This is a genomic window from Serratia nematodiphila DZ0503SBS1 (assembly GCF_000738675.1).
Classification (GTDB): Bacteria; Pseudomonadota; Gammaproteobacteria; order Enterobacterales; family Enterobacteriaceae; genus Serratia; species Serratia nematodiphila.
Map to the genome: position 1 here is coordinate 4,202,597 of NZ_JPUX01000001.1, position 26,058 is coordinate 4,228,654.

General features: G+C 60.6%; 26 protein-coding genes and 1 tRNA gene. 19 read left to right on the forward strand and 8 right to left on the reverse strand.

Features of this window, described 5'->3' with window-relative positions:
• Nucleotides 1–18 precede the first annotated feature (18 nt).
• The 7 genes from JL05_RS19500 (at nucleotide 19) to JL05_RS19530 (ending at nucleotide 7,111) form a co-directional block, all read left to right on the forward strand.
• On the forward strand, nucleotides 19–1,548 hold the full coding sequence (locus JL05_RS19500) for a 3-hydroxyacyl-CoA dehydrogenase NAD-binding domain-containing protein (protein WP_033633399.1): 1,530 nt from the start codon (nucleotides 19–21) through the stop codon (nucleotides 1,546–1,548).
• Nucleotides 1,549–1,557: 9 nt separating this feature from the next.
• Entirely contained in the window at nucleotides 1,558–2,769 is a 1,212-nt protein-coding gene (locus tag JL05_RS19505; protein ID WP_033633400.1) for an acetyl-CoA C-acyltransferase, read from the forward strand.
• 15 nt (nucleotides 2,770–2,784) lie between these two features.
• Nucleotides 2,785–3,996, forward strand: a complete 1,212-nt coding sequence (hemA, locus tag JL05_RS19510) for a 5-aminolevulinate synthase (RefSeq protein WP_015377390.1) — start codon at nucleotides 2,785–2,787, stop codon at nucleotides 3,994–3,996.
• Complete coding sequence (locus tag JL05_RS19515) at nucleotides 3,993–5,165, forward strand: MFS transporter (RefSeq protein ID WP_033633401.1); 1,173 nt, start codon at nucleotides 3,993–3,995, stop codon at nucleotides 5,163–5,165. The genes hemA and JL05_RS19515 overlap by 4 nt, the downstream gene beginning before the upstream one ends.
• Entirely contained in the window at nucleotides 5,158–5,877 is a 720-nt protein-coding gene (locus tag JL05_RS19520) for an enoyl-CoA hydratase/isomerase family protein (protein WP_033633402.1), read from the forward strand. Before JL05_RS19515 ends, JL05_RS19520 begins: the two co-directional genes overlap by 8 nt.
• 123 nt (nucleotides 5,878–6,000) lie before the next feature.
• Nucleotides 6,001–6,567, forward strand: coding sequence for a GNAT family N-acetyltransferase (locus JL05_RS19525; RefSeq protein WP_004928012.1), 567 nt, complete (start codon nucleotides 6,001–6,003; stop codon nucleotides 6,565–6,567).
• A complete protein-coding gene (locus JL05_RS19530) occupies nucleotides 6,551–7,111 on the forward strand; it encodes a hypothetical protein (RefSeq protein ID WP_033633681.1) in 561 nt (186 codons plus the stop codon). Before JL05_RS19525 ends, JL05_RS19530 begins: the two co-directional genes overlap by 17 nt.
• Before the next feature lie 111 nt (nucleotides 7,112–7,222).
• Here JL05_RS19530 and JL05_RS19535 read toward each other — a convergent pair whose 3' ends face one another.
• Nucleotides 7,223–7,525: a putative quinol monooxygenase gene (locus JL05_RS19535; protein WP_033633403.1), complete on the reverse strand. Its 303-nt coding sequence runs from the start codon at nucleotides 7,523–7,525 to the stop codon at nucleotides 7,223–7,225.
• Between the two features lie 452 nt (nucleotides 7,526–7,977).
• On the opposite strand from JL05_RS19535, the gene JL05_RS19540 reads away from it, so the two are divergent.
• Together JL05_RS19540 and JL05_RS19545 are read left to right on the forward strand one after the other, a co-directional pair.
• Nucleotides 7,978–9,216 (forward strand): MFS transporter, encoded by a 1,239-nt coding sequence (locus JL05_RS19540; RefSeq protein ID WP_415837868.1) that lies wholly within the window; start codon nucleotides 7,978–7,980, stop codon nucleotides 9,214–9,216.
• Nucleotides 9,217–9,290: 74 nt separating this feature from the next.
• Nucleotides 9,291–9,794, forward strand: coding sequence for a DedA family protein (locus tag JL05_RS19545; RefSeq protein ID WP_033633405.1), 504 nt, complete (start codon nucleotides 9,291–9,293; stop codon nucleotides 9,792–9,794).
• 220 nt (nucleotides 9,795–10,014) lie between these two features.
• On the opposite strand, the gene JL05_RS19550 is transcribed toward JL05_RS19545, so the two are convergent.
• Nucleotides 10,015–10,090 (reverse strand) — tRNA-Lys (locus JL05_RS19550).
• A gap of 349 nt (nucleotides 10,091–10,439) precedes the next feature.
• On the opposite strand from JL05_RS19550, the gene cycA reads away from it, so the two are divergent.
• Nucleotides 10,440–11,840 (forward strand): D-serine/D-alanine/glycine transporter, encoded by a 1,401-nt coding sequence (gene cycA, locus JL05_RS19555; protein ID WP_004928028.1) that lies wholly within the window; start codon nucleotides 10,440–10,442, stop codon nucleotides 11,838–11,840.
• Between the two features lie 46 nt (nucleotides 11,841–11,886).
• On the opposite strand, the gene JL05_RS19560 is transcribed toward cycA, so the two are convergent.
• A complete protein-coding gene (locus JL05_RS19560) occupies nucleotides 11,887–12,810 on the reverse strand; it encodes a DMT family transporter (protein ID WP_015377382.1) in 924 nt (307 codons plus the stop codon).
• Between the two features lie 67 nt (nucleotides 12,811–12,877).
• On the opposite strand from JL05_RS19560, the gene JL05_RS19565 reads away from it, so the two are divergent.
• Together JL05_RS19565 and JL05_RS19570 are read left to right on the forward strand one after the other, a co-directional pair.
• Entirely contained in the window at nucleotides 12,878–13,453 is a 576-nt protein-coding gene (locus JL05_RS19565) for a helix-turn-helix domain-containing protein (protein WP_015377381.1), read from the forward strand.
• A 117-nt stretch (nucleotides 13,454–13,570) separates the two neighbouring features.
• A complete protein-coding gene (locus JL05_RS19570) occupies nucleotides 13,571–14,041 on the forward strand; it encodes a helix-turn-helix domain-containing protein (RefSeq protein WP_033633407.1) in 471 nt (156 codons plus the stop codon).
• Here JL05_RS19570 and JL05_RS19575 read toward each other — a convergent pair.
• Entirely contained in the window at nucleotides 14,025–14,948 is a 924-nt protein-coding gene (locus JL05_RS19575) for a LysR family transcriptional regulator (RefSeq protein ID WP_033633408.1), read from the reverse strand. The two genes, JL05_RS19570 and JL05_RS19575, sit on opposite strands and share 17 nt — an antisense overlap.
• Nucleotides 14,949–15,016: 68 nt before the next feature.
• On the opposite strand from JL05_RS19575, the gene JL05_RS19580 reads away from it, so the two are divergent.
• From JL05_RS19580 to JL05_RS19600, 5 genes are all read left to right on the forward strand, one after another.
• Nucleotides 15,017–15,634, forward strand: coding sequence for a LysE family translocator (locus tag JL05_RS19580; RefSeq protein ID WP_033633409.1), 618 nt, complete (start codon nucleotides 15,017–15,019; stop codon nucleotides 15,632–15,634).
• Between the two features lie 77 nt (nucleotides 15,635–15,711).
• Nucleotides 15,712–16,311, forward strand: coding sequence for an NAD(P)H:quinone oxidoreductase (wrbA, locus tag JL05_RS19585; protein ID WP_015377377.1), 600 nt, complete (start codon nucleotides 15,712–15,714; stop codon nucleotides 16,309–16,311).
• Between the two features lie 235 nt (nucleotides 16,312–16,546).
• Nucleotides 16,547–16,861: a hypothetical protein gene (locus tag JL05_RS19590; RefSeq protein WP_004928047.1), complete on the forward strand. Its 315-nt coding sequence runs from the start codon at nucleotides 16,547–16,549 to the stop codon at nucleotides 16,859–16,861.
• A 131-nt stretch (nucleotides 16,862–16,992) separates the two neighbouring features.
• Nucleotides 16,993–18,453 carry a TrkH family potassium uptake protein gene (locus tag JL05_RS19595; RefSeq protein ID WP_033633682.1) on the forward strand — a complete coding sequence of 487 codons (1,461 nt, stop codon included), beginning with the start codon at nucleotides 16,993–16,995 and terminating at the stop codon, nucleotides 18,451–18,453.
• A gap of 152 nt (nucleotides 18,454–18,605) precedes the next feature.
• Nucleotides 18,606–19,406 carry a DNA/RNA non-specific endonuclease gene (locus JL05_RS19600; protein ID WP_015377376.1) on the forward strand — a complete coding sequence of 267 codons (801 nt, stop codon included), beginning with the start codon at nucleotides 18,606–18,608 and terminating at the stop codon, nucleotides 19,404–19,406.
• 49 nt (nucleotides 19,407–19,455) lie between these two features.
• Here JL05_RS19600 and JL05_RS19605 read toward each other — a convergent pair whose 3' ends face one another.
• Genes JL05_RS19605 through JL05_RS19615 form a run of 3 tightly spaced genes read right to left on the reverse strand, consistent with a single transcriptional unit; the run spans nucleotide 19,456 to nucleotide 24,057 of the window.
• Nucleotides 19,456–22,536, reverse strand: coding sequence for a MexW/MexI family multidrug efflux RND transporter permease subunit (locus JL05_RS19605; RefSeq protein WP_004928056.1), 3,081 nt, complete (start codon nucleotides 22,534–22,536; stop codon nucleotides 19,456–19,458).
• A gap of 10 nt (nucleotides 22,537–22,546) precedes the next feature.
• The gene (locus tag JL05_RS19610; protein ID WP_033633410.1) at nucleotides 22,547–23,632 is read right to left on the reverse strand and encodes an efflux RND transporter periplasmic adaptor subunit; all 1,086 of its coding nucleotides are present in this window, start codon (nucleotides 23,630–23,632) and stop codon (nucleotides 22,547–22,549) included.
• Nucleotides 23,629–24,057 carry a DoxX family protein gene (locus JL05_RS19615; RefSeq protein WP_033633411.1) on the reverse strand — a complete coding sequence of 143 codons (429 nt, stop codon included), beginning with the start codon at nucleotides 24,055–24,057 and terminating at the stop codon, nucleotides 23,629–23,631. The genes JL05_RS19610 and JL05_RS19615 overlap by 4 nt, the downstream gene beginning before the upstream one ends.
• Before the next feature lie 144 nt (nucleotides 24,058–24,201).
• On the opposite strand from JL05_RS19615, the gene soxR reads away from it, so the two are divergent.
• A complete protein-coding gene (soxR, locus tag JL05_RS19620; protein WP_033633412.1) occupies nucleotides 24,202–24,672 on the forward strand; it encodes a redox-sensitive transcriptional activator SoxR in 471 nt (156 codons plus the stop codon).
• 7 nt (nucleotides 24,673–24,679) lie between these two features.
• On the opposite strand, the gene JL05_RS19625 is transcribed toward soxR, so the two are convergent.
• Nucleotides 24,680–25,609, reverse strand: coding sequence for a LysR substrate-binding domain-containing protein (locus JL05_RS19625; protein WP_033633413.1), 930 nt, complete (start codon nucleotides 25,607–25,609; stop codon nucleotides 24,680–24,682).
• Nucleotides 25,610–25,759: 150 nt separating this feature from the next.
• Between JL05_RS19625 and JL05_RS25540 the strand changes: the two genes are divergently transcribed.
• Entirely contained in the window at nucleotides 25,760–26,020 is a 261-nt protein-coding gene (locus tag JL05_RS25540) for a YdgH/BhsA/McbA family protein (RefSeq protein WP_033633414.1), read from the forward strand.
• Nucleotides 26,021–26,058: the final 38 nt, after the last annotated feature.

The window sequence follows — 26,058 nt, forward strand, 5'->3', positions numbered from 1 at the left end:
CAGTGACGGGGATTTTCTATGGCAGAAAGTAATGCGGCAATTCAATCGGCTGCGATTATCGGCGCGGGAACGATGGGCAGAGGCATCGCTTATCTTTTCGCGCAAAAAGGCATTCCCACGATGCTTTATAATCGCAACGGCAATACCCTCAATCAAGCTCGCGAATATATCGCGCAAGACCTGAATAAGAAAGTCGAACAGGGCAAGATCGCGCTGCGGGATAAAGACGCGGTGCTGGCCAATCTGATGTTCACTTCCGTGTTTGAGGCCATCGCCGACAGCGAGCTGGTGATAGAAACCATCGCCGAGCAAGAACAAACCAAACTTGAGGTGCTGGCGGCCATCGCCGCAGTGGTCAAGCCCGACACGCTGATCGCCACCAATACCTCCTCACTGTCGCTCAACAAGCTGGCAACGGCGGTAACGCACAGCGAACGCTTTATCGGTTTGCATTTTTTCAACCCCGCGCCGCTGATGAAGCTGATTGAAATCATTCCGGCCTACTTTACCGCGCACGCCACCACGGAACGCTGCCGCCAACTGGTGGCGGCGTTGGGGAAACGCGATGTCGTCTGCCAGGCCACGCCGGGGTTCATCGTCAATCGCATGGCCCGCCCCTACTACCTGGAAGGGTTCCGCCTGTTGGAAGAACATGTGGCGCGCGCGGCGCAGATCGACCGCGCCCTCAAAGCCGGCGGGCGCTTCCGCATGGGGCCGCTCGAGCTGACCGATTTTATCGGCCAAGACATCAACTATCAGGTCAGCCGGCAAATCTGGCAGGACATGCAATACGACCCGCGCTATACCCCTGGTCATCTGCAGCGTTCACTGGTCGATGCCGGTCTGTTGGGGAAAAAGAACGGCCGCTCCTATTTTGCCGCCGAAGAAACCGCCCCGCCGGTGACGGCCGCCAACAATGCAGACGTCGAGACGCTGCGCGTTTACGGCGAGCATCCTTTTTTTACCCTGTTGCAGCAGCGAGCCGCGCTTCAGTGGCCACAGCTGCGCGTGGAACAACGGCCGGCATTACCGGGGCTGGGAGCGGCCGTCCAGATCAATGACGCTTTCACCGTCAGCATCACCGATGGCCGCACGGCGAGCCAACTGGCCGAGCAGACGGCAGCGGATGCCTTTGTGGTCGATCTCGCCCTGAACTACGCCGACACCACGTATCTGGTGGCGGCGCACAGCCGCCACGCTTCTGCGGCCAATAAGGCGCTGTTTTTACGCCTGCTGCACACGGCAATCCCTCAGGTTGAATTTATCAAGGACTCTCCGGCGCTTATCGTCGCCCGCGTCCTCAGCAGCCTGATCAATGAGTCGGTGATCATGGTGGAAAGCGGCGTCTGCAGCCGGGAAGACATCGATGTCGCCGCCGTCGCGGGCGTTAACTACGCCGGCGGCATTTTCGACTGGCTCGGCAAACTGGGGGAGAAAAACGTCAGGACGACGCTGAGCAATCTGGCGCAGCTGCTGCACGCGGCGCGCTATGCGCCGCATTACACCCTTCTGCACGCCGCGCAACCGGCGCTGACGACCACGCCTTAAGGATCCATGATGAGCATTAAAGATGACGGCGTTTATCTGATCGACGGCACGCGCACGGCGATCGGCGCCTATGGCGGCAGCCTGGCGCATACCCGCCCCGACGACATGGCGGCGACGATCATTCGCGGCCTGCTGCAGCGCCATCCGGCGGCGGAAGCCGATCTGGACGAAGTGGTCCTGGGCTGCGCCAACCAGTCCGGCGAAGACAACCGCAACGTCGCCCGCATGGCGGCGCTGCTTTCCGGGTTGGATCCGTCGGTGCCTGCCATCACCCTCAACCGCCTTTGCGCCTCCGGGTTGGATGCGGTGATCTACGCCGCGGCGAAAATCCGCAGCGGCCTCAGCGAACTGATTCTGGCCGGCGGTGTGGAAAGCATGAGCCGCGCGCCCTATGTGCTGAGCAAAGGCGAAACGCCGTTCGACAAAGGCGTGAAGCTGTACGACACCACGCTGGGGTGGCGCTTTGTCAACCCGCGGCTGGCGGAGCGCTACGGCAGCGATCCGCTGGGCATCACGGCGGAAAACGTAGCCCAACGGCAACATATCTCACGCGAGGAACAGGACCTGTTCGCGCTGGCCTCGCAGCAGAAGGCCCGCCGGGCGATCGAAAGCGGCCGGCTGGCGCGGGAAATCACGCCCGTGGACGTGCCGGCCGATCGTAAAACGACCCGCACATTCGCGCAGGATGAATTTCCCCGGCTCAGCACGCTGCAACAGCTACAGGCGCTGAAACCGGCGTTCTCCGCCGGCGGTTCGGTCACGGCAGGCAACGCTTCCGGCATCAACGACGGCGCCGCCGCGCTGCTATTGGCTTCCGGTCGCTACGTGAAGCGCCAGGGGTGGCAACCGCTGGCGGAGATCGGCGACAGCGCGGCCGCCGGCGTGGAACCGGCGCTGATGGGGCTGGGGCCGATCGCCTCCACCGAGCGCTTGCTGCAGCGCGGCGGCTTCACCTTGAACGACTTCGACATCATCGAGATTAACGAAGCGTTCGCCTCACAGGTTCTGGCGGCGCTGAAACACTGGCGTATCGGCGCCAACGACGCGCGGGTCAACCCAAACGGCGGCGCCATCGCACTCGGTCATCCGCTGGGGATGTCCGGCGCGCGTCTGGTGCTGTCGGCAGCGCTGGAATTACGCGACCAACAGGCGAACAACGCATTGGTGACGATGTGCGTCGGCGTCGGTCAGGGGCTGTCATTAAACCTTAAAGCCGTTTAACACAAGGAACATACGATGAGCGTACTGAACATTCTTGAAGAAAAGCTGGCGGAAACCAAAAAACAGGGGCGTTTTCGCGAGTTCCTCAACCTTGAACGCGGCGTGCAGGACAAACCCTGGGCCACCAGCCACGGCCATCACGGTGAGCGCCGTCTCAACGTCTGGTGCTCGAACGACTATCTGGCGATGAGCCACCACCCCAAAGTGCTGCTGGCCACCACCGATGCGGTTAATCGGGTCGGGCTGGGCACCTGCGGCGCCCGCAGCATTTCCGGCACCTCGGTCTACCACAGCGAGCTGGAAACGCTGCTGGCCAGCGCCTATGGCAAAGAGTCGGCGCTGCTGTTCACCACCGGTTTCGGCGCCAACGACGCCACCTTATCCACCCTGTGCGACGCCATTCCCGATCTGATCGTGTTCTCCGACGAGCTGAATCACGCCTCGATGATTTACGGTATCCGCTACAGCAAAGCGGAGAAAAAAATCTTCCGCCACAACGATGTGGCACACCTCGCCGAGCTGCTGCAGGCCGCCGATCCGGCGCGGCCAAAGCTGATCGCTTTCGAGTCGCTGTATTCCATGGACGGTGACTTCGCCCCCCTGGCGCAGATCGTGGCGCTGGCGGAGCAGTACCAGGCGCTGACCTATCTCGACGAGATCCACTCCGCCGGCGTCTATGGCGAACGGGGGCTGGGCTACGCCGAACAACTGGGCCTGCTGGATAAAATCACCATTATTCAGGGCGGGTTCGGCAAATCTTACGGTGCGGCGGGCGGCTATATCGCCGCGCCCCGTTCGGTGGTGGAGGCGGTGCGCAGTTGGGCCCCGGCATTCGTCTTCAGCACCTCGTCGCCGGCGCCGGTGGTGGCCGCCGCGCTGGCCAGTTTTAAATACAACCTCGAGCATGACACCCAACGCAAACACCTGTTGGCGATCGTCGATCACCTGAAAACCGGCCTGCGCGCCGCCGGCATCCCTCTGGTGTCGGCGGACAGCCATATCCTGCCGCTGCTGGTCGGCGATCCGCACCGCAACAAACACATCAGTAAAGTGCTGCTCGATGAACACGATATTTACGTGCAACCGGTCAATGCACCGACGGTGCCCGCAGGCAGCGAGCGGCTGCGGGTGACGCCGACCTCGGCGCACTCCCATGCCGACGTGGAGACCTTCCTGGCGGCGCTGGGACGAGTCTGGGCGGCGAACGATCTGCGGAGGGCGGGATGAAGTTAGCGGATTATAACGGCCATCTGATCACGCTCTGTCTGATGGCGACCGGCACGTTCGCCATCGGCACCGACGCCTTTATCGTCGCCGGCGTGCTCAGCGACATTTCCGATACCTTTGCCGTCAGCCCCGCGCAAGCGGGGCAGTTGATATCGGTATTCGCGCTGGCTTATATGCTGTTCGCCCCTCTCACCGCCTGGCTGCTGGGCAACGTCAACCGCAAGCATATCCTGCAGTTGGCGCTGGTGCTGTTCATCGCCGGCAACCTGGCCTGCGCCTGGGCCACCAGCTACCTGCAGATCTCGTTCGGCAGAGTGCTGGCGGCATTGGGGGCGGCTTGTTACACGCCGCAGGCCGCCGCCGCCGCGGTGGGGCTGGTGGCGGAAAAACGCCGCGGTCTGGCCATTTCCATCGTCTATGGGGGCATGACGTTGGCTATTGCGCTCGGTATTCCGTTCGGCACCTTTCTCGCCAAACTGATCGGCTGGCGTGAAATTTTCCTGTTCATCGCCCTGCTGGGGGCAATTGCGCTGCTGGGCCTGTCGCTGGCGCTGCGGGCCATTGCGCCACCGGGCAAGCATTCGCTGAAAGAGCGGCTCGCCCCGCTGAAACAAAAGGCGGTGCTGACCACGCTACTGATCACCTTTTTTGCCGTTTGTTCGGAACACATCGTCTATAGCTACGTCAGCGTGTTGCTGAAAAACACCCAGTTCGGCCCGCAGGCGATCCTGCCCCTCGCGCTGCTGGTATTCGGCATTGGCGCGGTGATCGGCAATTTTGCCTCCGGCGCGTTAACCGATGCCCTCGGCAGCAAGTTCGTGCTGCTGTTTTCCGTGGCGATCCAGACGCTGTCCCTGTTTCTGCTGGCCTTCTATGTCACTTCCCCCTGGTGGGTACTGGCCATCTTTCTGGTCTGGGGTATTACCGGCTGGATGTATCTGGTGCCGATCCAGCATCACCTGTTGTCGCTATCGAAACGCTTTGGCGCGCTGACCGTATCGCTCAACAGCTCGGTGCTGTACGCCGGCATCGCGGCGGGCGGCATGCTGGGCGGCCTGGCGCTCTACGCGCTGCCGGCCTATTACCTGCCGCTGTTTTCGCTGCCGCTCGGCGCCATCGCCCTGCTGCTGACGCTGCTGTTTTTCCGGGGAGAGACCAGCAATGAGTGAATCACCGCCGGTGCTTTACGAACGCCATGGCGAGCAGGTTGCGGTCATCACCCTCAATCGGCCGGAAAAAAAGAACGCCATCAACCTGCAGATGGCCGAGCTGATCCGCACCTACCTGCGGCAGGCAGATAACGATGACTCGGTGCGAGCGATCGTCCTGGCCGGTCAACCGGCGGTATTTTCCGCCGGCATGGATATCAACGCCTTTCATCAGGGTGAACTGCCCATCGTCACGCCGGAGGGGTTTGGCGGGCTGATCCATGCACAGATCGCCAAGGTGATCATCGCCGCCGTTGACGGCATCGCGTACGGGGGCGGATTTGAGCTGGCCCTGGCGTGCGATCTGATCGTCGCCGGCCAGAACGCACGCTTCAGCTTCCCCGAAACCGGGCTCGGGTTAGTCGCCGCACAAGGCGGGTGCGCGCGCTTGCCGGCGCGTATTTCCCCCTATGTCGCGCTCGACTGGCTGCTGACCGGCAGAACCGTCGGCGCACAGGAAGCGTTGTCACACGGCGCCATTTCCCGCATCAGCGCAAGTTCGGCCCGGGAAGAAGCGTTGCGCATCGCCGAGCAGATCGCCGGAAAAGATCTTGCCGCCAGCCAGGCGGTTAAGGCCATCGTGCGTCAGGGGCTGGCGCGGCAAGAAGCCCCCTCATTCGATTTTCAACAAGGCCCGGTCGAGCGCCTGCGTCAGGCTGCCGCCCGTCGATAATGCCCCAGCCGGTTCGCCTGAACCGGCATTTCCCGTTTGTCCTCCACCGCTCATTTTACACAGCCTGCCTGTCGGCGCTGGGCTACACTGCCGGTAGCCCTAATGCGCTGATAAGGAAAAACAATGCGCCATTTACCTCTACAAACCCCCAGACTGATCCTGCGCCCGTTCACCGCCGACGATCTGCCCCACTTTACCGCCTACCGCAGCCACCCTGACGTGGCGCGCTATCAAAGCTGGAGCGACTACAGCGCCGCCGAGGCACAGGCCTTTTTCGCACAGCAACGGCAGCTCGAATTCAACCGTGACGACAGCTGGTTTCAACTGGCGGTCGAGCGCCGCGAGGACGGCGCGTTGCTGGGCGATGTCGCGGTGCATTTTTTCGATGAAGGGCGTCAGGCTGAACTGGGCGTGACCTTCGATCCGGTTCATCAACGGCAAGGACAAGCGCGCGAGGCGCTAAGCGCCGTCATCGCCCTGCTGTTCGGGCCGCTGGCGAAACACCGCATTACCGCCGTGGTGGACGCGCGTAATCTTCGCGCCGCCGCGTTGTTCAGTAAGCTGGGCTTTCGCCGTGAGGCCTGTTGGCGGCAAAACGTGTTTTTCAAAGGCGCATGGGGCGACGAATTCGGTTTCGCCCTGCTGCAAAGTGAATGGCGGGAGAATGCAAAGCATGACGCTACTGAATAAATACCTTGGGCAATACCAGTTCTCGGAACGGCATGCCATCGCCATCGCCGCACCGCAGGCGCGGATCCTGGAGGCCGTGGCCGCTTATGATCCCAGGCACGATCGCTTTTTCCGCAGCATGATAGCGCTACGCGAATTGCCCGCGCGCCTGATGCCACGCAATAAACCCAGCCCGCCGCCGTTTGGCCTACATAACTTTTGCCTGCTTGAGCAGGATGAAAGCGCGTTGGTCTATGGCCTGATCGGCCGATTTTGGCAGGCTGAATACGGCCTGGAGCAGGTCGCCAACGGGGCGGGGTTTCTGGCCTTCGCGCAGCCCGGCGTCGCCAAACTGGCGCTGGGTTATGTCGTGAGCCCCTCCGAGGGTGGGCGCTGTCGTCTGGTGACGGAAACGCGCATCTTCTGCCCCGACGACGCCAGCCGGCGGCGGTTTACCCCCTATTGGTATGCGATTCGCCTGGTGAGCGGGTTGATACGGCGCCGTATGTTGCGCGCCATTAAAACCGCCAGCGAAAAGCAGACGGCGAATCATTCACCAGATTGATTAATTTAAGAGCATTCTTAGAGAATGAAAATCATTATCAGCCTACTTTTTAATCACAACAAGATAGTGTTGAGAAGCCATTGACCCCGCCCCCTGCGGGGATTTTTTCGCCTATTTATCGCCTGTTTCAGGGAACGCCTGCATAAACAGGAAGGTGCAAGGCTTGCGCTGATACTGATTGATCTGCGGCACCAGCCGGGTGAAATGCTCGGTCTGGCAATGCACTTCGAGAGCCGCGCGATCCGGCCAGCTTTCGATAAAAATAAAGTGCCCGGGATCCTGCTGGTCGATGCACAGTTCATAACTGATGCACAGCGGCTCCTGCCGGGTTTTCTCCACCAGCTCGCGATACCACGGCATAACGGTGTCAATGTGTTCCGGGTGGATAAAATCTTCAGCGATGACCTTCAGCATGTTGCGCTCCTGCGTTCTGTTGTGCCGTGCTTCACCTTATCGCCCTCCCTCGCGAGATGAAAGCGCCACTCTCCAGTGTCTGTCATCGGGTTCCCAATTCGGTGATAGCGCACACAGATCTCGATCAAAGCGCTTGAACGCGCCCTGGCCCTGTGTGAACGTCTGATTAACAAAAAAGCAACACACCATTCACCATGGTGATGTCTGCATCAATCTGCCGACCCGATACGCGGCATTTTTTTCACCCCCAAAGGCCTGACCATTAGACCTTTGAGGTTTGCGAAAAAAGTCCGCTGTTACCGTCGTGTTGAGGGCAACGGCGCCAGGACGGTCCTTATGACCGACGCTTGTCATTCTCAGAAGAGAGGTTACCGCCAGTGAATCACGCCACCTATGCCGTTCCTGCGCTCAACGCCGCCATTCGCAAAACCTGGCGCAGACTGGTGCCCTTGATGTTCGCCATGTACTTCATCGCCTTTATCGACAGGGTTAACGTCGGCTTTGCCAAGGACGCGATGGCCATCGATATCGCGCTGTCGCAATCCGCCTTTGCCCTGGGCGCCGGGATATTTTTTGCCGCCTATGCGCTGTTCGGCATCCCGGCCAACCTGCTGATGAATCGCTGGGGCGCCAAACGCTGGCTCAGCGCCACCACCGCGCTGTGGGGGGCGCTGTCGGCCTGCACCGGGCTGGTGACCAATGAACAGCAATTTATCGTCCTGCGGTTTCTGCTGGGGATCGCCGAAGCCGGCTTTTACCCCGGCATCCTGCTGCTGGCGTCGATCTATTTTCCCAATAAGGTGCGCGCCTCGGTCATTGGCATTTTCGTGCTCGGCGTGCCGGCGGCGCTGACGCTCGGTTCACCGCTATCGGGGGCATTGCTGGAGATGCACGGCGTGTTGGGCAAGCCCGGCTGGTTCTGGATGTTCGTGCTGGAAGGATTGCCGGCCGTCGCCCTCGGCGTCTTCGCCTTTTTCTATCTCGACGATAGCCCACGGCAGGCCCGCTTTCTGACCGAGGAAGAACGCACGGCGCTGGTGGCACAATTGGCCGATGAACAGCAGCAGACCGAAACCAGCAGCGTCAAAGCGGCGATGAGCAGCGGCACCGTTTGGCATCTGGCGTTGATCTACGGCACCCTGCAGATTGGCGTCTACGGCCTGATGTTTTTCCTGCCGTCGCAGGTCGCCTCGCTGATGGGCACCCATCTCGGCTTCAAGGCCTCGCTGGTGGCCGCCATCCCCTGGGCGTTCTCCGCGCTGGGCGTCTATTTCCTGCCGCGCTATGCCGACAGAAACACCGCCAGAAGATTACCGATCGCCGTCGGGTGCATGGTCACGGCGGCGCTGGGGTTGGTGGTGTCTTCCTATGCCGGCCCTCTGCTCGCCATCGTCGCCCTGAGCTGCTGCGCAGTCAGTTTCCTGGCGGTACAGCCGATTTTCTGGACGTTTCCCGCGCAGGTGCTCACCGGCCCGGCGCTGGCGGCCGGCATCGGTTTTTGCACCACGCTTGGCGCCGCATTCAGCTTTTTAGCCCCGCTGATCCGCACCGAGGCGGAAGAGCGTTTTCACAGCCCGCATGCCGGGCCGTTGGTGCTGGCCGCCTTTTCGCTGCTGTGCGCCACGCTGTTGTGGGCGCTCAGAAACCGGCGCACCGACGTGAGCAAGCAAGACGCGGAGATCGCCGGATAGCGGCGCGTTATTTAACCCTTATTGAACCTGCGGATGGGACACTGGCACTCAGCCCTCTCGCTCGCAGGTGTTAAATGGATGAATTGACGCACATTATCGCCAAATACAGTCCGGAACCGGAGATGTTGCTGCTGCTGATTTTCCTGTTCGCGCTGGGAAAGTCGGTGATCGTGGTGTCTTCCGCCCTGCCGCCCGCCTCGGTGACGCTGCTGATGGGCATCGTTGCAGGCAAGCATGCGCTACCCCTCGGCGCGGTTTGGGCGGCCATCGCCCTCGGCGCCGCGTTGGGATCAATCTTGTCGTTCCACTGCGGCGCACGGCTGCACCGCCGAGATCTTGGCCGCCGGCTGCCGGCACGCTTTCACGCTCCGCTACGCAAAGCGCAACGTTCCTTGCAAAAGCGCGGGCTGCCGCTGCTGTTCGCCTCGCGTTTTCTGGCGGTGATGCGTTACACCGTGCCGCTGATGGCCGGCATGCTGCAACTGCCGGCGCGGCGCGTCTATGCCACCGCCGCGCTCTCGGCCGCCGTCTGGGCGCTGCTCTTGATGTCGGCGGCGCATTTATTCCCCGTTTCCTGACCTGAAAGATTCTTGGGCAAATGGCTCTCCCCTCCGCCGAGGTTGCGCCAGCGCACAGCCTCTCTTGCCGTATAAACTGCGGTGCGACACCGCAGTTTGCGCCAGATCACCTTTCTGAACATCAGTCGAAAAATGCGAATTTTTTTGCAAAAATCGCGCTTAAAACGGCGCAATGAGGAAACAAGCAGAGAAAAGCCTGAGCGTAACACGCTGATTTGGTTGGTGGGTCGTACAGGGTTCGAACCTGTGACCCATTGATTAAGAGTCAACGGCTCTACCGACTGAGCTAACGACCCAACGCGGTAAATTGTCCTCCTCGTCGGCGGCGCTGTCAAACGCTTACACTCATTACTTTTTCTCATGTGAATTTTACAACCCTTTGTTTAATCAACGAGATAAGCCGCATAAGGTCTATTAATCCCCTCTTTTGAAGAGTAATCTTCCGCTCCCTGAACGTCCGATTTGCCTCCTCCGTGTAAAGAGTGATCGACTTTTATCCCGCGTATAAATGTTGTAAACATGTTGCACAAAGGTGGCGTTATTGCACTACCTTACTAAAGCCGGATCAACCGGATAAATGTATAAAAAAGAGCCACTTCAGAGCTCACGACTTCACTAATGACAGGTAAAACAGGACATCATCAGATGGTAGATCACTCTAAAATAGCGACTGACGCGACGCCCGCTTCAGAAGATCATCTACGGCGAAACCTCACTAACCGACATATTCAACTGATCGCCATCGGCGGCGCCATCGGCACCGGTCTGTTTATGGGCTCCGGTAAAACCATCAGCCTGGCCGGCCCCTCGATCATCTTCGTGTACATGATCATCGGCTTTATGCTGTTCTTCGTGATGCGCGCCATGGGCGAGCTGCTGCTGTCCAATCTGGAATACAAATCGTTCAGCGATTTCGCCGCGGATCTGCTCGGCCCGTGGGCCGGCTTCTTCACCGGCTGGACCTACTGGTTCTGCTGGGTGGTCACCGGCATCGCCGACGTCGTGGCGATCACCGCCTACGCTCAGTTCTGGTTCCCCGAGCTGTCGCAGTGGATCGCTTCACTGCTGTGCGTGCTGTTGCTGCTCGGCCTTAATCTGGCGACGGTGAAAATGTTCGGCGAAATGGAGTTTTGGTTTGCGATGATTAAAATCGTCGCCATCGTTGGGCTGATCGTCGCCGGGCTGGTGATGATCGCCATGCAGTTCCAGTCGCCGACCGGCACCGTGGCCTCATTCACCCATCTGTGGAATGACGGCGGCATGTTCCCGAAAGGCATCAGCGGCTTCTTCGCCGGCTTCCAGATCGCGGTATTCGCCTTCGTCGGCATTGAACTGGTGGGCACCACCGCCGCGGAAACCAAGGATCCGGAGAAATCGTTGCCGCGCGCCATCAACTCGATTCCGATCCGCATCATCATGTTCTACGTGTTCGCCCTGATCGTTATCATGTCGGTGACGCCATGGAACTCCGTGGTGCCTGACAAGAGCCCGTTCGTTGAACTGTTCGTGCTGATCGGCCTGCCGGCCGCGGCCAGCGTAATCAACTTCGTGGTGCTGACCTCCGCCGCCTCTTCCGCCAACAGCGGCGTGTTCTCCACCAGCCGCATGCTGTTCGGGCTGGCGCAGGAAGGCGACGCGCCGAAATCGTTCGCCAACCTGTCCAAGCGCGCGGTACCGGCCAACGGCCTCACCTTCTCCTGTATCTGCCTACTGGGCGGCGTGGTGCTGATTTACCTGATCCCGAACGTGATGACGGTCTTCACTCTGGTGACCACCGTATCGGCGATTCTGTTCATGTTCGTCTGGACCATCATTCTGTGCTCGTACCTGGTCTACCGTAAACAGCGCCCGGCGCTGCACCAGAAATCGATCTACAAAATGCCTGCCGGCAAACTGATGTGCTGGGTGTGCATGGCGTTCTTCGTGTTCGTGCTGGTGCTGCTGTCGCTGCGCGAAGACACCCGCCAGGCGCTGATCGTCACCCCGCTGTGGTTCATCGTGCTCGGCCTGTCTTACGTGTTCCTGCGCAAGAAGAAAACCGCGTGATGCAAAAAGGGGCGGATCTCTCCGCCCCTTTCTTTACGCCTCTGGGCTAATCCGCTTCCGTCGCCACCGCCGCTTTATCCTTGCGCCGCACGCGCAGCTCGCTGACCACCACCCCAATCACGATCAACGCGCCCCCCAATAGCGCCACGCCCGGTAAACGCTCACCGGCGAGCCGCCCGACGATGCCCGCCCAGACCGGTTCACCGGCGTAGATCACCGTAGCGCGCGTGGGTGAAACGCTGCGCTGCGCCCAGTTCATGGTCAGCTGAATCAACGCGCTGGCCAGCCCCAGCCCTATGGCGCTGTACAGCAGGTAATCCGAATACGGCGGCGGCGACTCGCCGGTCGGCGCCATCATCAAAAATGAGGCCAGCGAGGCGGTCGCCAGCTGCACGATGGTCACCCGGCGGATATTCACCTTGCCGGCGAAAGCGCCGATGAGGATGATCTCTGCCGCCATGCCCAGCGTGCCGGCCAGCGTCAGAATTTCGCCGAGGCTCAGCGTCATGTCGGTGCTGCTCGGCGCCGCCAGCAGCATCAGGCCGGTAAAGGCCAGCAGAATACCGATCCACGACATGATGCCGGGGAACCGCCCCAGCACCAGCCATTGCAACAGCGGCACGATCGGCACGTACATGGCGGTGATGAACGCCGATTGGCTGCTGGTGATGGTCTGCAGGCCGACAGTTTGCATGCTGTAGCCGAACATGATCGCCAGCCCGATCAGCACGCCCGCCTTCAGTTCATACAGGGTCAGGCCGCGCAGCACGCGCAGCGAAAACAGCGTCAACGCCAGCGTGGCGGTGGCGAAACGCAGGCCGACAAAAAAGAACGGCCCGCTGACTTGCATCGCGTGGTGCACCGCCAAAAAGGTGCCGCCCCAGATCATAGTGATGAAAATCAACACCGCTTCCGGCAGCCTGATCTGCGGAACCACGGCGGAAATAAAGGATTTTTTTGCTGCTGACACCGGCTTGCCCTTCCTGCTGAGTGCAATATAATGCACAGATCCTGCCAGTATGAGATAAAGTCCGGCGATGAGCAATACGGCGCATAACGCGAAAACCGATCCCCCCAAAGTGCTGCAGTACCTGAGCAGCAATCTGCGCGGCTACCGCCAACAGGCGGGCCTGAGCCAGATGGCGCTGGCCGAGCTTTCCGGCGTCAGCCGCCGCATGCTGGCGGGCATCGAGGCCGGCGATCGCAACGTCAGCCTGGCGGTGCTCGACAAGATCGCCGCCGCCCTGGCGATTTCCTTTACCGATCTGATTCAGGCGCCGGAAGCGCGCGGCAGCCACCTGGTGGGAGAGTTGGCCTGGCAAGGCGCACAGCCGGGCAGCCAGGCGCTGTTCGCCGCCAGCGTGCCGGCGCGCCAACGGGCCGAGCTGTGGGAATGGACGCTGATGCCGGGCGAGCGCTATGACTCGGCGCCGGACGCCGAAGGCTGGAGTGAAATGATCTACGTGATTGCCGGCACCCTGACGTTGGAACTGGAACAAGGCACGCTGACCCTTTCCGCCGGCGCCGCGCAAACCTTCAACAGCGATCAACGTTACGCTTACGCCAACCACGGCGATCTCCCGCTGCGCTTTATTCGCAACGTCGCCTTCTGACTGCCCGCCAGCCCGCGCCGGCGGCGGATGTCGTGTCGCTGTCGTGCCGCTGTCGTGGCGCCGCCACCCCGCGCCTCCTACACTGGATGACAGTGACAGCGAACTCGGGAGTGCATCATGCAAAAGTACCGCATCAGGCCGTTACGTCTGGAAAAAGGCTGGTCGCAGGAGCAGCTGGCGACCATCGCCGGCCTCAGCACCCGCACCGTACAGCGGATTGAAAACGGCGAACAGGCCAGCCTGGAAACCTTGACCGCAATCGCCGCCGCGCTGGGCGTGCAGGTCCGCGATCTCAACGCACAGCCGCAACAGACAATGGAGGAGGAGGAGCCTGACGAACAGCGCCTTCGTAGCCAGGTCGCGGCAGAAGGCAAACTGCTGAGCATGGCGGTGCGTTTCGCCGTGATTGGCGTGATGTTGTTCGCCATTAATTGGTTTACCCACCCGCACTATCTCTGGTCGCTGTGGGCGATCGGCGGCATGAGCCTCGCGCTGGTCATGCGGGCGGTGCGCACTCTGCTGCTGCGCAACGTCTTCAGCCGCTGGCAGGAACAGCGGCTGGCGCAAAAACTCAGGCGTCTGCCGTGAGCGTTAGCCACTCGGCCAGCCGGGCCAACGCGCTGCCCGGCACGATCGCCTGCGGCGACAGCAGGTAATAGCCGCTGCCGTCGGGCGTAAAACCGAACGGCGCACTCAACAAACCGGCGGCCAGATCGTCTCGCACTTGCAACCACGGGCCGATCGCAATGCCAAGACCGGCGACCGCCGCCTGCAGGCTGAAATAGAAATGATCAAAGCGCTGCTCCGAATGCCCTGCCAACGTCATCCCCTGCTGCTGCGCCCAGTGCCGCCAGGCATCCGGCCGGGTGGCGGAATGCAGCAGTTTAGTGCCGGGCCGCAAACTCCGCAGGCTGCCCTCGGCGATCGTCATCCTTGCCAACGCCTCGGGTTGGCACACCGGCCCAACCTTTTCACTGAACAGCGCCAGGCTATGCACCTGCTTTCCCCAATCGAAGTCATTGCGCCTGATCGCCGCCGTAATGCCGTCATGGAACGAAAACGGCCCGCCACCGGCCACCAGCTGTAAGTTGATATCCGGGTGCGCCTGCTGAAAAGCCGGCAGACGCGGGATCAGCCAACGCATCAACAAGGTCGGTTCACAGGACAAGACCAGCGGCGCATCGAGCGCCTGCTGGCGCAGTTCCAGCGCGGTATGATCCAGAATGCCGAAAGCCTGCTGCGTCGCCTGAAACAGCTTGCGCCCCGCCGCCGTGAGCAGTACCCGCCGATGGCGGCGCTCAAACAACGCCACGCCCAGTTCCTCTTCCAGCGCCCGCACCGCCCGGCTGACGGCGCCGTGCGTCAAATTCAGCCCCTGTGCCGCCTGCGTAAAACTTTCCAGCCGCGCGGCGGCCTCGAAGCAACGCAGCCCGCCCAACGGCAACGGCCTGCCGGTTTTGCGTGAGTTTTTCTCACCGATATTGTCACTATTCATCGTTTGTCACCGAGAAAAATTACTCTTATAAATCAGTCACTCTATTGATAAACACCGCAAGGATAACTATGACTGAACTCATCGCTGTCGTCACCATTACTTTACTCGCCGTGATAAGCCCGGGGCCGGACTTTGCCATGGTCTCGCGCAATAGCCTGTTGCTTTCGCGCCGCGCCGGCGTCTTGACCGCCTGCGGCATTGGCGCCGGGGTGCTGGTCCATGTCAGCTATACGCTGATTGGCGTCGGCGTGTTGATTCAACAGTCGCCCTGGTTGTTTAACCTGCTTAAAGCCATCGGTGCCGCCTACCTGATCTACCTCGGCATTACGCTGCTGCGCAACGCGGCGCATCATGACGCAGCCCCCACAACAGCGCCGGCGGCCATCAGCGATTTCGCCGCCTTGAAAACCGGTTTTTTCACCAACGCGTTAAACCCGAAAACCACCATCTTCATCGTCAGCCTGTTCATGCAGGTGGTTTCTCCGCACACCCCGCTCGGCGTGCAAATCGGCTATGGTCTTTTTATCGCCGCCGTCCATATCTTCTGGTTTGCCGCCGTCGCGCTGCTATTTTCCGCACCGGGCGTCAATGCGCGCTTTTTACGTTTGCGCCGCGGCATCGATCGTACCTTTGGCGGGCTGCTGATCGCCTTTGGCGCCCTGCTGGCGATCGCCGGCATCAAGTAACGCCGCAACGCCAAGTTCGTCATTCGCTTCTATGCTTATCAGGGGTTTTTGTTAATCATCTGAGCGGGGTACGGAACATGACGAAACTGTTGGTGCTTTATTACTCAATGTACGGCCACATCGAACGCCTGGCGCAGGCGGTGGCCGAAGGGGCGAATCGGGTCGATAACGTGGACGTGACGGTCAAACGCGTGCCGGAAACCATGACGCCGGAAGCCTTCGCCAAGGCCGGGGGCAAGCAACACCAGCAGGCGCCGGTCGCCACCCCGCAAGAGCTGGCGGACTATGACGGCATTATTTTCGGCACGCCGACCCGCTTCGGCAATATGGCCGGGCAAATGCGCACCTTCCTCGATCAGACCGGCGGCCTGTGGGCGTCCGGCGCGCTGTACGGCAAGGTAGGCAGCGTCTTCTCCTCCACCGGCACCGGCGGTGGCCAGGAACAGACCATCAGTTCGACCTGGACCACTCTGGCACACCACGGTTTCATCATCGTGCCGATCGGCTATGCGACGCAGGAGCTGTTTGACGTTTCACAGGTGCGCGGCGGCACCCCGTATGGCGCCACCACCATCGCCGGCGCCGACGGTTCGCGGCAGCCGAGCAACGAAGAGCTGACCATTGCCCGTTATCAGGGCGAACACGTGGCCAAAATCACCGCCAAGCTGAAAAGTTAAGCGCCCTCCAGCCTCGTGATCCAAAGGGCCGCGCATTCGCACGGCCCCATCTTGTTGCCGACCCGCCGCAAGGTTAGAATGCCCCTCCCCCGGCCATTCAGCGTCTGAAGGCCAGGCCCGAATTCGTTCTGCCCGTCACTCATCCGCTTTCAGCCCGAGGACGGGCGTTCTGTTTTTTGCGCACAGCGAAGGGAATAAGTCAGTGTCTAAAGATTTTGATGAACTAATAAGAGACATGGATCTTATTATTGAAAATGTAGACAGCTTCAAGGCTCTGGCTCCGCGCGCGCCCGAGCCGGCTCCGGCCCCGCCGCCGCCGGTTCATCACTACGACTCGTTCTGCGAAAACATCGCGCTGAAAGTCGTCTTAAAGGTGCTGCTGTCTTCGGTGGACAAAATAGTCAAAGTGCAGATCGCCAACAAGGTCGAGCAAGAGATCGCCCAGATCGAACAGCAGGTGGTGCGCGCCGGCGGCGGCCCGGTGTCACCGGGCGATCTGGCGCAGATGACGCACTACGTTCGCCGCACGGTCAACGACCTGCTGGAATAGCGTTCTCCCCGCCCCTCCACGCCATGCTTATTCGGCGATATGAATTTTTACGTTATTTTTATATCGCCTGTTTTATGCTTGATACACTTCAAAAAATTGACGCATCGTCGGCGGGCACTCCGAGCAACAGCATGGTCAAAACCAAACAAATACTGGTCGTTATTCATCTTTGCAGCTTTTTAGTCCTTCTTTACAGCCTTTCAATGATCCCGCCCCTGCTGATGGGCCTGCTGTATAAAGAAAAAAGCGCCTTCTCGTTTTTCTATACTCTGGTGCTCGCCGCCACGCTCGGCGGATTAGGCTGGCTCGGCACCCGGCAGTCAAAAGTGCAGTTGCGCACCCAGGACGGCTTTCTGATTATCGTGATGTTCTGGCTGTTGTTTTCCGCGATCAGCGCCCTGCCGCTGTGGCTGGATGACACGCTGAACGTCCGGCTGGTTGACGCGATGTTTGAAGGTGTCTCCGGCATCACCACCACCGGCGCCTCGGTGCTGAACGACGTTTCCAGCGTGCCCAAATCATTCCTCTACTATCGTTCGCAGCTTAATTTTATCGGCGGTCTGGGGGTTATCGTGTTGGCGGTGGCCGTGCTACCGCTGCTGGGCATCGGCGGCGCCAAACTTTATCAGTCGGAAATGCCCGGCCCATTCAAAGAAGAACGGCTGACGCCACGCTTGGCCGATACGTCGAAAAATCTGTGGTTGATTTACCTTGGACTGGGGTTGGCCTGCACCGTCGCCTTTCGCCTGGCGGGCATGCCGTGGTTCGATGCGTTGTGCCACGGCATCTCTACCGTCTCACTCGGCGGATTTTCCACCCGCAATGAAAGTCTGGGATACTACGACAGCTCAGCGGTGGAAATGGTCGGCGGCATTTTCTCTATTCTGGCGGCGGTGAACTTCACGCTCTATTTCGTCGCCATCGGCCGCCGCAGCGTGAAACCGCTGTACCGTAACCCAGAGCTGCGCTTTTTCCTGTTGATTCTGTCCATCGTCGTCGCGATCGTGTGTATCGAGCTTTACCGTTCGGGCATGTACAGCGTCAAAGACGCCTTCGTACATGGCTTTTTCCTCACCAGTTCTATGATGACCGACAACGGCCTGGCGATCGCCGATTACATCAAGATCCCGTCCCATACCATCATGCTGCTGCTGGCGGCGAGTTTCTTCGGCGGCTGCGTCGGCTCTACCTGCGGCGGCATTAAAGCGCTGCGTTTTCTGATCATGTACAAGCAAAGCCGGCTTGAGATCAATCAACTGGTGCATCCCAACGCCATATATACCATCAAGGTCGGTAATGCGCCGATCCAGGATCGGGTGCTGCGCTCCGTTTGGAGCTTTTTCTTTCTCTACGTGCTGTTCACCTGCCTGTTTATCTGGCTGCTGAATCTAATGGGCTATGATCTGGTCACCGCCTTCGCCACCGTCGCCGCCTGCATCAATAATATGGGGCTGGGATACGGGGAAACCGCCGCGGGTTTCGGCACGCTAAATGATGCGGCAAAATGGCTGATGTGCGCCGCCATGCTGCTCGGGCGCCTCGAGATCTACCCGATGTTGATCCTTTGTTCACGCGCATTTTGGCGTTTTTGATCCGCCTAACAATGCGCAGGATGCCGTTTCGTTTTGCCATGACTGACACATTCACAACATGAATATGTTGCATTGTTGTATTCGTTTCACTGCGATAAGTTTATTTTACTGTAAATATATACAGTATTTTTTAACTTATTGAGGATATGAATATGCGCTTTAACAACAAGATGTTGGCCTTGGCCGCCCTGCTGTTCGCCGCGCAGGCGTCGGCCGACACGCTCGAATCCATCGACAACTGCGCGGTCGGCTGCCCGACCGGCGGCAGCAGCAACGTGTCTATCGTGCGTCATGCTTATACGTTGAACAACAACAGCACCACCAAGTTCGCCAACTGGGTGGCCTATCACATCACCAAAGACACGCCGGCCAGCGGCAAGACGCGCAACTGGAAAACCGATCCGGCGCTCAACCCGGCGGACACCCTGGCGCCCGCCGATTACACCGGCGCCAACGCCGCGCTGAAGGTCGATCGCGGTCATCAGGCGCCGCTGGCCTCGCTGGCGGGCGTTTCCGACTGGGAATCGTTGAACTACCTGTCCAACATCACGCCGCAAAAGTCCGATCTGAACCAGGGCGCCTGGGCGCGGCTGGAAGATCAGGAACGCAAGCTGATCGATCGCGCCGATATCTCCTCGGTCTATACCGTAACCGGGCCGCTGTATGAGCGCGATATGGGCAAACTGCCGGGCACCCAGAAAGCGCACACCATCCCCAGCGCCTACTGGAAGGTGATTTTCATCAACAACAGCCCGGCAGTGAACCACTATGCCGCTTTCCTGTTCGATCAGAACACGCCGAAGGGCGCCGATTTCTGCCAATTCCGCGTGACGGTGGACGAGATCGAGAAACGCACCGGCCTGATCATCTGGGCCGGTCTGCCGGACGACGTGCAGGCTTCGCTGAAGAGCAAACCCGGCGTTCTGCCGGAGTTGATGGGCTGCAAAAACTGACGGAAAAACCCGCCGAAGCGGGTTTATTCTTCACGCGGGCGCCGGCGGATTATTCCGTCAGCGCCTTTTGCGCGGCGGCCAACTCACGCTGACGGGGTGAGGCTACCGCGTGATCGCGCGCCAACAGCGTATACACCGTCGGCAACACAAACAGGGTAAACAGCGTGCCCACCAGCATGCCGGAGACGATCACCAGCCCCAGGCCGAAGCGACTGGCAGCCCCGGCGCCGCTGGCGAACAGCAGCGGGATCAAACCGAACACCATCGCCCCGGTGGTCATCAGCACCGGCCGCAGACGAATTTGCGCCGCCTGCAAAATCGCGGCGCGCCGCGTCAGCCCCTGATGCATCTGCAGCTCGTTGGCGAACTCCACCATCAGAATGCCGTGCTTGCTGATGAGCCCGATCAGGGTCACCAGACCGACCTGGGTATAGATATTCATCGTGGCGTAGCCCAGCGCCAGCGGCAGCAAGGCGCCGCAGATCGACAGCGGCACGGTGATGAGGATAATCAGCGGATCTTTCAGGCTCTCGTACTGCGCCGCCAGCACCAGGTAAATGATCACCAGCGCCGCCAGGAACGCGAACGCCAGCGCGCTGCCCTCCTGGGTGTATTGGCGCGAATCCCCCTGCCAGTCGTGGCTAAATTCGGCCGGCAGCGCATTGGCCTGCCGTTCGAGGAAAGCAACCGCTTCGCCCATCGAAACGCCGGGCGCGGGAATAGCCTGCAGGGTGGCGGCGTTCTGCTGGTTGAACTGGGTCAGCTTGTTCGGTTCGACCTTAACGGCCACCGATACCACGGTGGAGAGCGGCACCAGCGTATTGTCCTGGGCGCGAACATATTGCCGCGCCAGCGCCTGCGGCGTCAGCCGTTGTTCGCGCAGGCTCTGCGGGATAACGTCATAAGCGCGCCCGTCCATCCCGAAGCGGTTGAGGTAGTTCTCTCCCACCAGCACAGCCAACGATTCGCCGATGTCGCTCATGCGTATCCCCAGACTGTTGGCCTTGGCGCGATCGATGTGCACCTCCGCCAGCGGGTTGTTGTAGTCCAAATCGCTGTCCACCACCATAAACAGGCCGCTGTTTCTGGCGTTCTGCTTCACCTCCTCCAGGGTGCGGTACAGCTGCGGGTAGTCCTGCGGCGTACGCAGCACCATCTGCACCGGCAGCCCTCCGGTGGAGCCTGGCAAGGCGGGCAGCTGGAAGGCGAAAATGCTGGTGCCTTCAACATCGTTCACCGCCCGTTGCAGATCGGCCTGCACCGCCGACGCCGAGCGCTGGCGCGCCTGCCACAGCGTCAAGTTGATGCCGCCGATGCCGGACGCCGTGCCGTCGCTGCCGTTGATGATCCAGCGGCTTTCGGTTTCCGGCATGCGGTTGTAAACCTCGTCCAGCTTGTAGGCAAAGCGTTCGACATAGTTCAGGTTGGCCTGCTGCGGCGCCTTGATGGCGGTCAGTACGATAGCCTGATCCTCGGTCGGCGCCAGCTCGCGCTGCGGCATCAGGTACAATAGCGGCAGGCTGATCATCACCAGCAGCGCTAGCGTGCCGGTCAGCCAACGGTGGTGCAGCGAGAAATCCAGCGCGCGCGCATAGCGCCGCGTCAGGCCGCCGAAGAACCATTCGGCGGCGTGCGCCACGCGCCCTTCGCTCTGTTTGGCCGGCAGCAGGAGCGAGCTCATCACCGGCGACAGCGTCAGCGCCACCACGCCGGACACCACCACCGCCCCGGCCAGCGTCAGCGCGAATTCGCGAAACAGCGCGCCGGTCAGCCCGCCCATCAGGCCGATCGGCGCATAGACCGCGGCCAGCGTCAGGGTCATGGCGATCACCGGCCCGGCCACCTCGCGTGCGCCGATCATCGCCGCCGCCAGCGGCGTTTTCCCCTCTTCGATATGGCGATGCACGTTTTCCACCACCACGATGGCGTCGTCCACCACCAAACCGATCGCCAGAACCATCGCCAGCAGCGTCAGCAAATTGACGCTGAAGCCAAAGGCCAGCATCAGCCCGGCAGCGCCAAGTATCGACAGCGGAATGGTCACCACCGGGATCAACACGGTGCGCAGCGACCCCAGACACAGGTAGATCACCGCCACAACGATCGCCAGCGCTTCGAGCAGGGTATGCACCACTTCATCGATCGAGGCCTGAATAAAGCGCGCGGTCTCGAACGCCAGCGCCATCTTCACGCCCGGCGGCTGCATCTTGTCGATCGCCGGCATCAGGTGGCGGATGCCGTCGACGATCACCAGCGGATTGCCGGTCGGCGTGGGGAAGACGCCGAGGAACACCGCCGGTTCGCCATCCATCAAGGCGCTGGTTTCCGTGGCAGCGGCGCCCAGCTCCACGGTGCCGACGTCTTTCAAGCGCACCAGACCGTTGCCGTCGTTGCGCACCACCAGATTGCGAAACTCCTCTACGCTGGTGAGATCGGTATTCACCCGCACGTTGGCAACCACATACTGCCCTTTCACCTTGCCCGGCGCCGCCTGGTAGTTGTTGCGCCGCACCGCATCGGCCACGTCGGCAGCGGTCAGACCGCGGCCGGCCAGCCGATCGCTGTCCAGCCACAGGCGCATCGCCATTTTTTGCCCGCCGAACACTTCAACCTTGGCGACGCCGTCGATGGTGGTGAACATCGGTTCCACCACCCGCGTCAGGTATTCGCTCAGCGCCGGCGTGGACAGCGTCTTACTGGAAAAACCGACATAGGCCACGGCGGTGGCTTCACCGGCTGAGCGCTCAATCACCGGATCGTAAGCCTGCTCCGGCAGCTTATAGCGCACCTGGTTGACCTTGGCCATCACTTCGGTCAGCGCCTGGGTGGAGTCGCGGTTCAGCGCCATGCGCACCGTCACCACGCTGCGCCCCTGCACCGAGGAGGAAGAAAGGTAGTCAACGCCCTCGACGGACGACACCGCCTGGGCGATCGGCTGCGTAACAAAGCCCTGCATCAGCTCGGACGACGCGCCGGGATAGTCGGTGCTGATGGTGATGGTAGAGTTTTCCAGCAGCGGGTATTGGCGGATCGGCAGTTTGCTGAGCGCCAGCGCGCCGAACAGCAGAATCAAGGTGCTGACCACCAGCGCCAGCACCGGCCGGCGCACGAACAGATCGGTAAATGTCATCGGTCTCTCCTCAGGAACCGGCCTGGGCGGCGTTCAGAGCATCCTGCGCTACCGGCTCGGCCGCCATGCCGTCGCTCAGCTTGAGCTGGCCCGAAGTCACCACCCGGTCGCCTTCCTGCAGGCCGTTGACGATCTCGACACGCCCGTCGTTGCGCTCACCTACGGTGACTGAGACGCGCTTGACCGTCATGCCCTTTTCACCCTGCTGGGCCAGAAACACGGTATCGCCGTACGCCGTATAGGTCAGCGCCGTTTCCGGCACCGTCAGCACCGCCACGCGCTGCTGCTGCGTGACGCGAATGCCCGCGTACATGCCGGCTTTCAGCAATCCTTGACGGTTGGCCAACGTCGCCTGCACCTGCACGGTGCGAGATTTGCCGATCATCGGATCGATAGCGGTAATGGCGGCGGGGAAAGCGCGCTCGGGATAGGCGCCGACCTGCACCGACACCGCCTGCCCCAACGCCAGTCCGGCGCTGCTTTGTTCGTCCAGCGAGAAGTTGACGCGCAGCGTATCGGCGTCCACCAGATTGGCCACCGCCTCGGCGGCGTTGAGGTATTGCCCTTCATGCACGCGACGAATGCCGATGACGCCGGAGAACGGCGCGCGGATCGCCTTTTGCGCGATTTTGGCCTGCGTTTCCTGCACCGCCCCGAACGCCATATCCCGTTCGGCCAGCGCATCGTCCAACTGCTGCCGCGCGGTGGCGTTGAGGTTCATCAGCTTGCGCATGCGCGCCAGCAGCAGATCGGCATTGCGCAGTTGCGCCTGCAGGCGCACCAGCTCAGCCTGCTCGACCGCATCGTTGAGCTGCACCAGCAGTTGCCCCTGCCGTACCGTTTGGCCGGATTCGAACAGGATGCGCGTAATGCGGCCGCTGGTCTCTGCCGCCACTTCCACCTGACTGGCCGCCTCCAGCTCGCCTACGCCGGCGTAACTGCGCGCCGCCTGTTCACGCAGGGCAGGCGCCAGCGCCACTTTCACCGGCGGATAGGCCGGCGCGCCTTCGCTTTGCCGTGCGGTGGATCGCATCGCTACCGCAGCGACGGCGAGCGCCGCCAGCAGCGCGGCAATAATGAGATATCGTTTCATCATGCAGCCTCACGCGTGTTGGCCAGCCGTTGACGCAAACGGCTGGCGATGGCCGTCACCCACAGCCCGCCGATCACCGTGATGTGTTCCAGCGCGAAGTAGAGGGAGATCTGCATGTTGGGAGCGGACATATTCCAGAAGGTGTGTACGATCGCGATAGTCAGGATCAGGAACGCCGACAGCATACCGGCGCCCAGCCACACCCAGCGGTTCAGCAAGATCAATACCGAACCTGTCAGCAGCACCGACGCCGACGCCAGGTTGAACAGCCAGGCCGGATGCAAACCGGCGGCGCGCATCTCCGCCAGGCTCCCTTCGATGTCGAACAGCTTGGCGAGCCCCGACGAGATGAAAATCACCATCAAGCACAGACGTGCGAGCAGCCAAAGCCAATAACTGTCCAGAGCGGTGTTGATAAAGCGTTGCATAACGGTTTCTTCCTGATTTTACAGCCGAGCCATCCTTCTCCCCGATAAGACGGGGGCAGGTCTTGAGAGATGCCGGTTGCCAAGCCCGGCAGGCTGAACTATAAAACCTCAGGTTAACTTGAGGTCAAGTTGAGGAAAGATAAAATGGCAAGAAATGAACCGATTGACGCCAATCGGCTATTGACCGTCGGGGAAGTGGTGAAACGCAGCGGCGTGGCGGTATCCGCACTGCACTTCTACGAGAGTAAAGGGTTGATTCAGGCGACGCGCAACGCCGGCAATCAGCGGCGTTATCCGTCTGTGGTATTACGCTATATCGCGGTGATCAAGATCGCGCAGCGCGCGGGCCTTCCGCTGGAAGAAATCCGCGCCGCACTAAGCCGCTTCCCCATCGGCAGCAAGCTGACCTCAGAACAATGGGGAGTGCTGTCCTCCGCCTGGCGCAAAACGCTGGATGAGCGTATTCAACGGCTAACGGTGCTGCGCGACCATCTCGACAGCTGCATCGGCTGCGGCTGCCTGTCGCTCACCGACTGCCCGCTGCGCAACCCGAACGATATATTGGGCCGGCAAGGGGCCGGCGCGCATATTTTCGAACACCCGGATGGGCAATGATAAGCGGCTAGGCAACCGGCATCATGGAAAGGCGGCGATTGGCTTCGGCGAATACCGCGACGCTGTGATCGATAAATGCCCGCACCGGCGGCAACAGGCCTTTGCCGCTGGTGAACACCAGGTGAACAATGCTGTTCGGCGCACGCCACTGCGGCAGCAGGCGCAGCAGTTGACCCGTCCGCAATTCGTTGGCACACAAATGGATCGGCAAAAACGCTACGCCGATCCCGGCAATCGCCGCACTATGCAACGTACTGTAATCCCCGCAACACATCCGGGGTACATGTACGAACGTACGTTGATTGCCTGCATTGTCCTCGAATTCCCAGCGATCGCGATCCAGCCATTCTCCCATCGACAACGTCGGCAAACTGGCCAGCTGTTCGAACGACTGCGGCAAGCCGCCGGCTTTCTCCACCAGCTGCGCGCCGGCGACCAAAATGCGTTGCCGCACGCCAAGATCGCGTTTAATCAATGATTGATCCTGGTCGAAATGGCTCGTAATGCGAAACGCCACATCGATCTTTTCATTGATCAGATCCACATGGCGCTCATGGATCAACAGTTGCACGCGCACGTCCGGATAACGCGCCATAAAATCCAACAGCAGATGGGAATTATAATACTGCATCAAACCGGGCGGTGAACTGATGCGCAGGCAGCCGCTCACTTCGGCACGCGCACGGGCGACAATGGCATCGGCCGCCTCCAATCGCTCGATAATCGCCTCACACTGCCGATACACATCGCGGCCAATATCCGTGACGCGGAAACTGCGCGTCGAACGCTCGATTAACCGCGCACCGTAACTCGCCTCCAGACGAGCCACGCGTTTGCTGAGTTTGGATTTGGCCTCGCCGCTCGCCCGCTCCGCGGCGGCGAAACCGCCATGTCTCACCACCAAAGCAAACAGTTGAAGATCGTTCAAATCCTGCATGCCCCCTCCTTATCGTTTCCAGTTTGGAAACGATGCATTACGCTTTCAGGCACTACCGCGCCGGCACCCCGCTGCTTATCCTTTAGCATAACGAAACAAAAAGATTCAACCATAGCAAAGAACAAGCATATTGCGATTGAGGAGAACATCATGAAGAACGTCATGTTTAAAACGATGCTGCTGGGCGCTTTTGTCTTTTCAGGCGCAACAATCGCGGCAACGCAAATCAATAGTCAACAGGCGGACGCCCTGACGCCGCGCCAAGTGATTACCGTTAGCGGTGCCGCGAATCTGAGCGATGCGGAAAAGATGTTGGCAGACAAAACCGACAAGACCGGTGCCCGTTACTACAAAATCATCGCGATCGTAGGCAATAACAAGCTGCACGCCAACGCAATGACTTATCAATAACCCTCTCCGGCAGCGGCAGCTGCCGGTTTTTTTGCCTC

Excerpts from the sequence above, each read along its gene's own strand:
- JL05_RS19595 (WP_033633682.1), top strand. The coding sequence starts at position 16,993 with ATGGTCAAAACCAAACAAATACTGGTCGTTATTCATCTTTGCAGCTTT.
- JL05_RS19545 (WP_033633405.1), top strand. The coding sequence starts at position 9,291 with ATGGATGAATTGACGCACATTATCGCCAAATACAGTCCGGAACCGGAG.
- JL05_RS19605 (WP_004928056.1), bottom strand. The coding sequence starts at position 22,536 with ATGACATTTACCGATCTGTTCGTGCGCCGGCCGGTGCTGGCGCTGGTG.
- JL05_RS19575 (WP_033633408.1), bottom strand. The coding sequence starts at position 14,948 with ATGAATAGTGACAATATCGGTGAGAAAAACTCACGCAAAACCGGCAGG.
- JL05_RS19590 (WP_004928047.1), top strand. The coding sequence starts at position 16,547 with ATGGATCTTATTATTGAAAATGTAGACAGCTTCAAGGCTCTGGCTCCG.
- JL05_RS19530 (WP_033633681.1), top strand. The coding sequence starts at position 6,551 with ATGACGCTACTGAATAAATACCTTGGGCAATACCAGTTCTCGGAACGG.
- JL05_RS19610 (WP_033633410.1), bottom strand. The coding sequence starts at position 23,632 with ATGATGAAACGATATCTCATTATTGCCGCGCTGCTGGCGGCGCTCGCC.
- wrbA (WP_015377377.1), top strand. The coding sequence starts at position 15,712 with ATGACGAAACTGTTGGTGCTTTATTACTCAATGTACGGCCACATCGAA.
- JL05_RS19535 (WP_033633403.1), bottom strand. The coding sequence starts at position 7,525 with ATGCTGAAGGTCATCGCTGAAGATTTTATCCACCCGGAACACATTGAC.
- JL05_RS19525 (WP_004928012.1), top strand. The coding sequence starts at position 6,001 with ATGCGCCATTTACCTCTACAAACCCCCAGACTGATCCTGCGCCCGTTC.
- JL05_RS19565 (WP_015377381.1), top strand. The coding sequence starts at position 12,878 with ATGAGCAATACGGCGCATAACGCGAAAACCGATCCCCCCAAAGTGCTG.
- JL05_RS19515 (WP_033633401.1), top strand. The coding sequence starts at position 3,993 with ATGAAGTTAGCGGATTATAACGGCCATCTGATCACGCTCTGTCTGATG.
- JL05_RS19540 (WP_415837868.1), top strand. The coding sequence starts at position 7,978 with ATGTTCGCCATGTACTTCATCGCCTTTATCGACAGGGTTAACGTCGGC.
- JL05_RS19625 (WP_033633413.1), bottom strand. The coding sequence starts at position 25,609 with ATGCAGGATTTGAACGATCTTCAACTGTTTGCTTTGGTGGTGAGACAT.
- JL05_RS19505 (WP_033633400.1), top strand. The coding sequence starts at position 1,558 with ATGAGCATTAAAGATGACGGCGTTTATCTGATCGACGGCACGCGCACG.
- JL05_RS19600 (WP_015377376.1), top strand. The coding sequence starts at position 18,606 with ATGCGCTTTAACAACAAGATGTTGGCCTTGGCCGCCCTGCTGTTCGCC.
- JL05_RS19615 (WP_033633411.1), bottom strand. The coding sequence starts at position 24,057 with ATGCAACGCTTTATCAACACCGCTCTGGACAGTTATTGGCTTTGGCTG.
- JL05_RS19580 (WP_033633409.1), top strand. The coding sequence starts at position 15,017 with ATGACTGAACTCATCGCTGTCGTCACCATTACTTTACTCGCCGTGATA.
- JL05_RS19570 (WP_033633407.1), top strand. The coding sequence starts at position 13,571 with ATGCAAAAGTACCGCATCAGGCCGTTACGTCTGGAAAAAGGCTGGTCG.
- JL05_RS19500 (WP_033633399.1), top strand. The coding sequence starts at position 19 with ATGGCAGAAAGTAATGCGGCAATTCAATCGGCTGCGATTATCGGCGCG.
- JL05_RS19520 (WP_033633402.1), top strand. The coding sequence starts at position 5,158 with ATGAGTGAATCACCGCCGGTGCTTTACGAACGCCATGGCGAGCAGGTT.
- JL05_RS25540 (WP_033633414.1), top strand. The coding sequence starts at position 25,760 with ATGAAGAACGTCATGTTTAAAACGATGCTGCTGGGCGCTTTTGTCTTT.
- soxR (WP_033633412.1), top strand. The coding sequence starts at position 24,202 with ATGGCAAGAAATGAACCGATTGACGCCAATCGGCTATTGACCGTCGGG.
- hemA (WP_015377390.1), top strand. The coding sequence starts at position 2,785 with ATGAGCGTACTGAACATTCTTGAAGAAAAGCTGGCGGAAACCAAAAAA.
- cycA (WP_004928028.1), top strand. The coding sequence starts at position 10,440 with ATGGTAGATCACTCTAAAATAGCGACTGACGCGACGCCCGCTTCAGAA.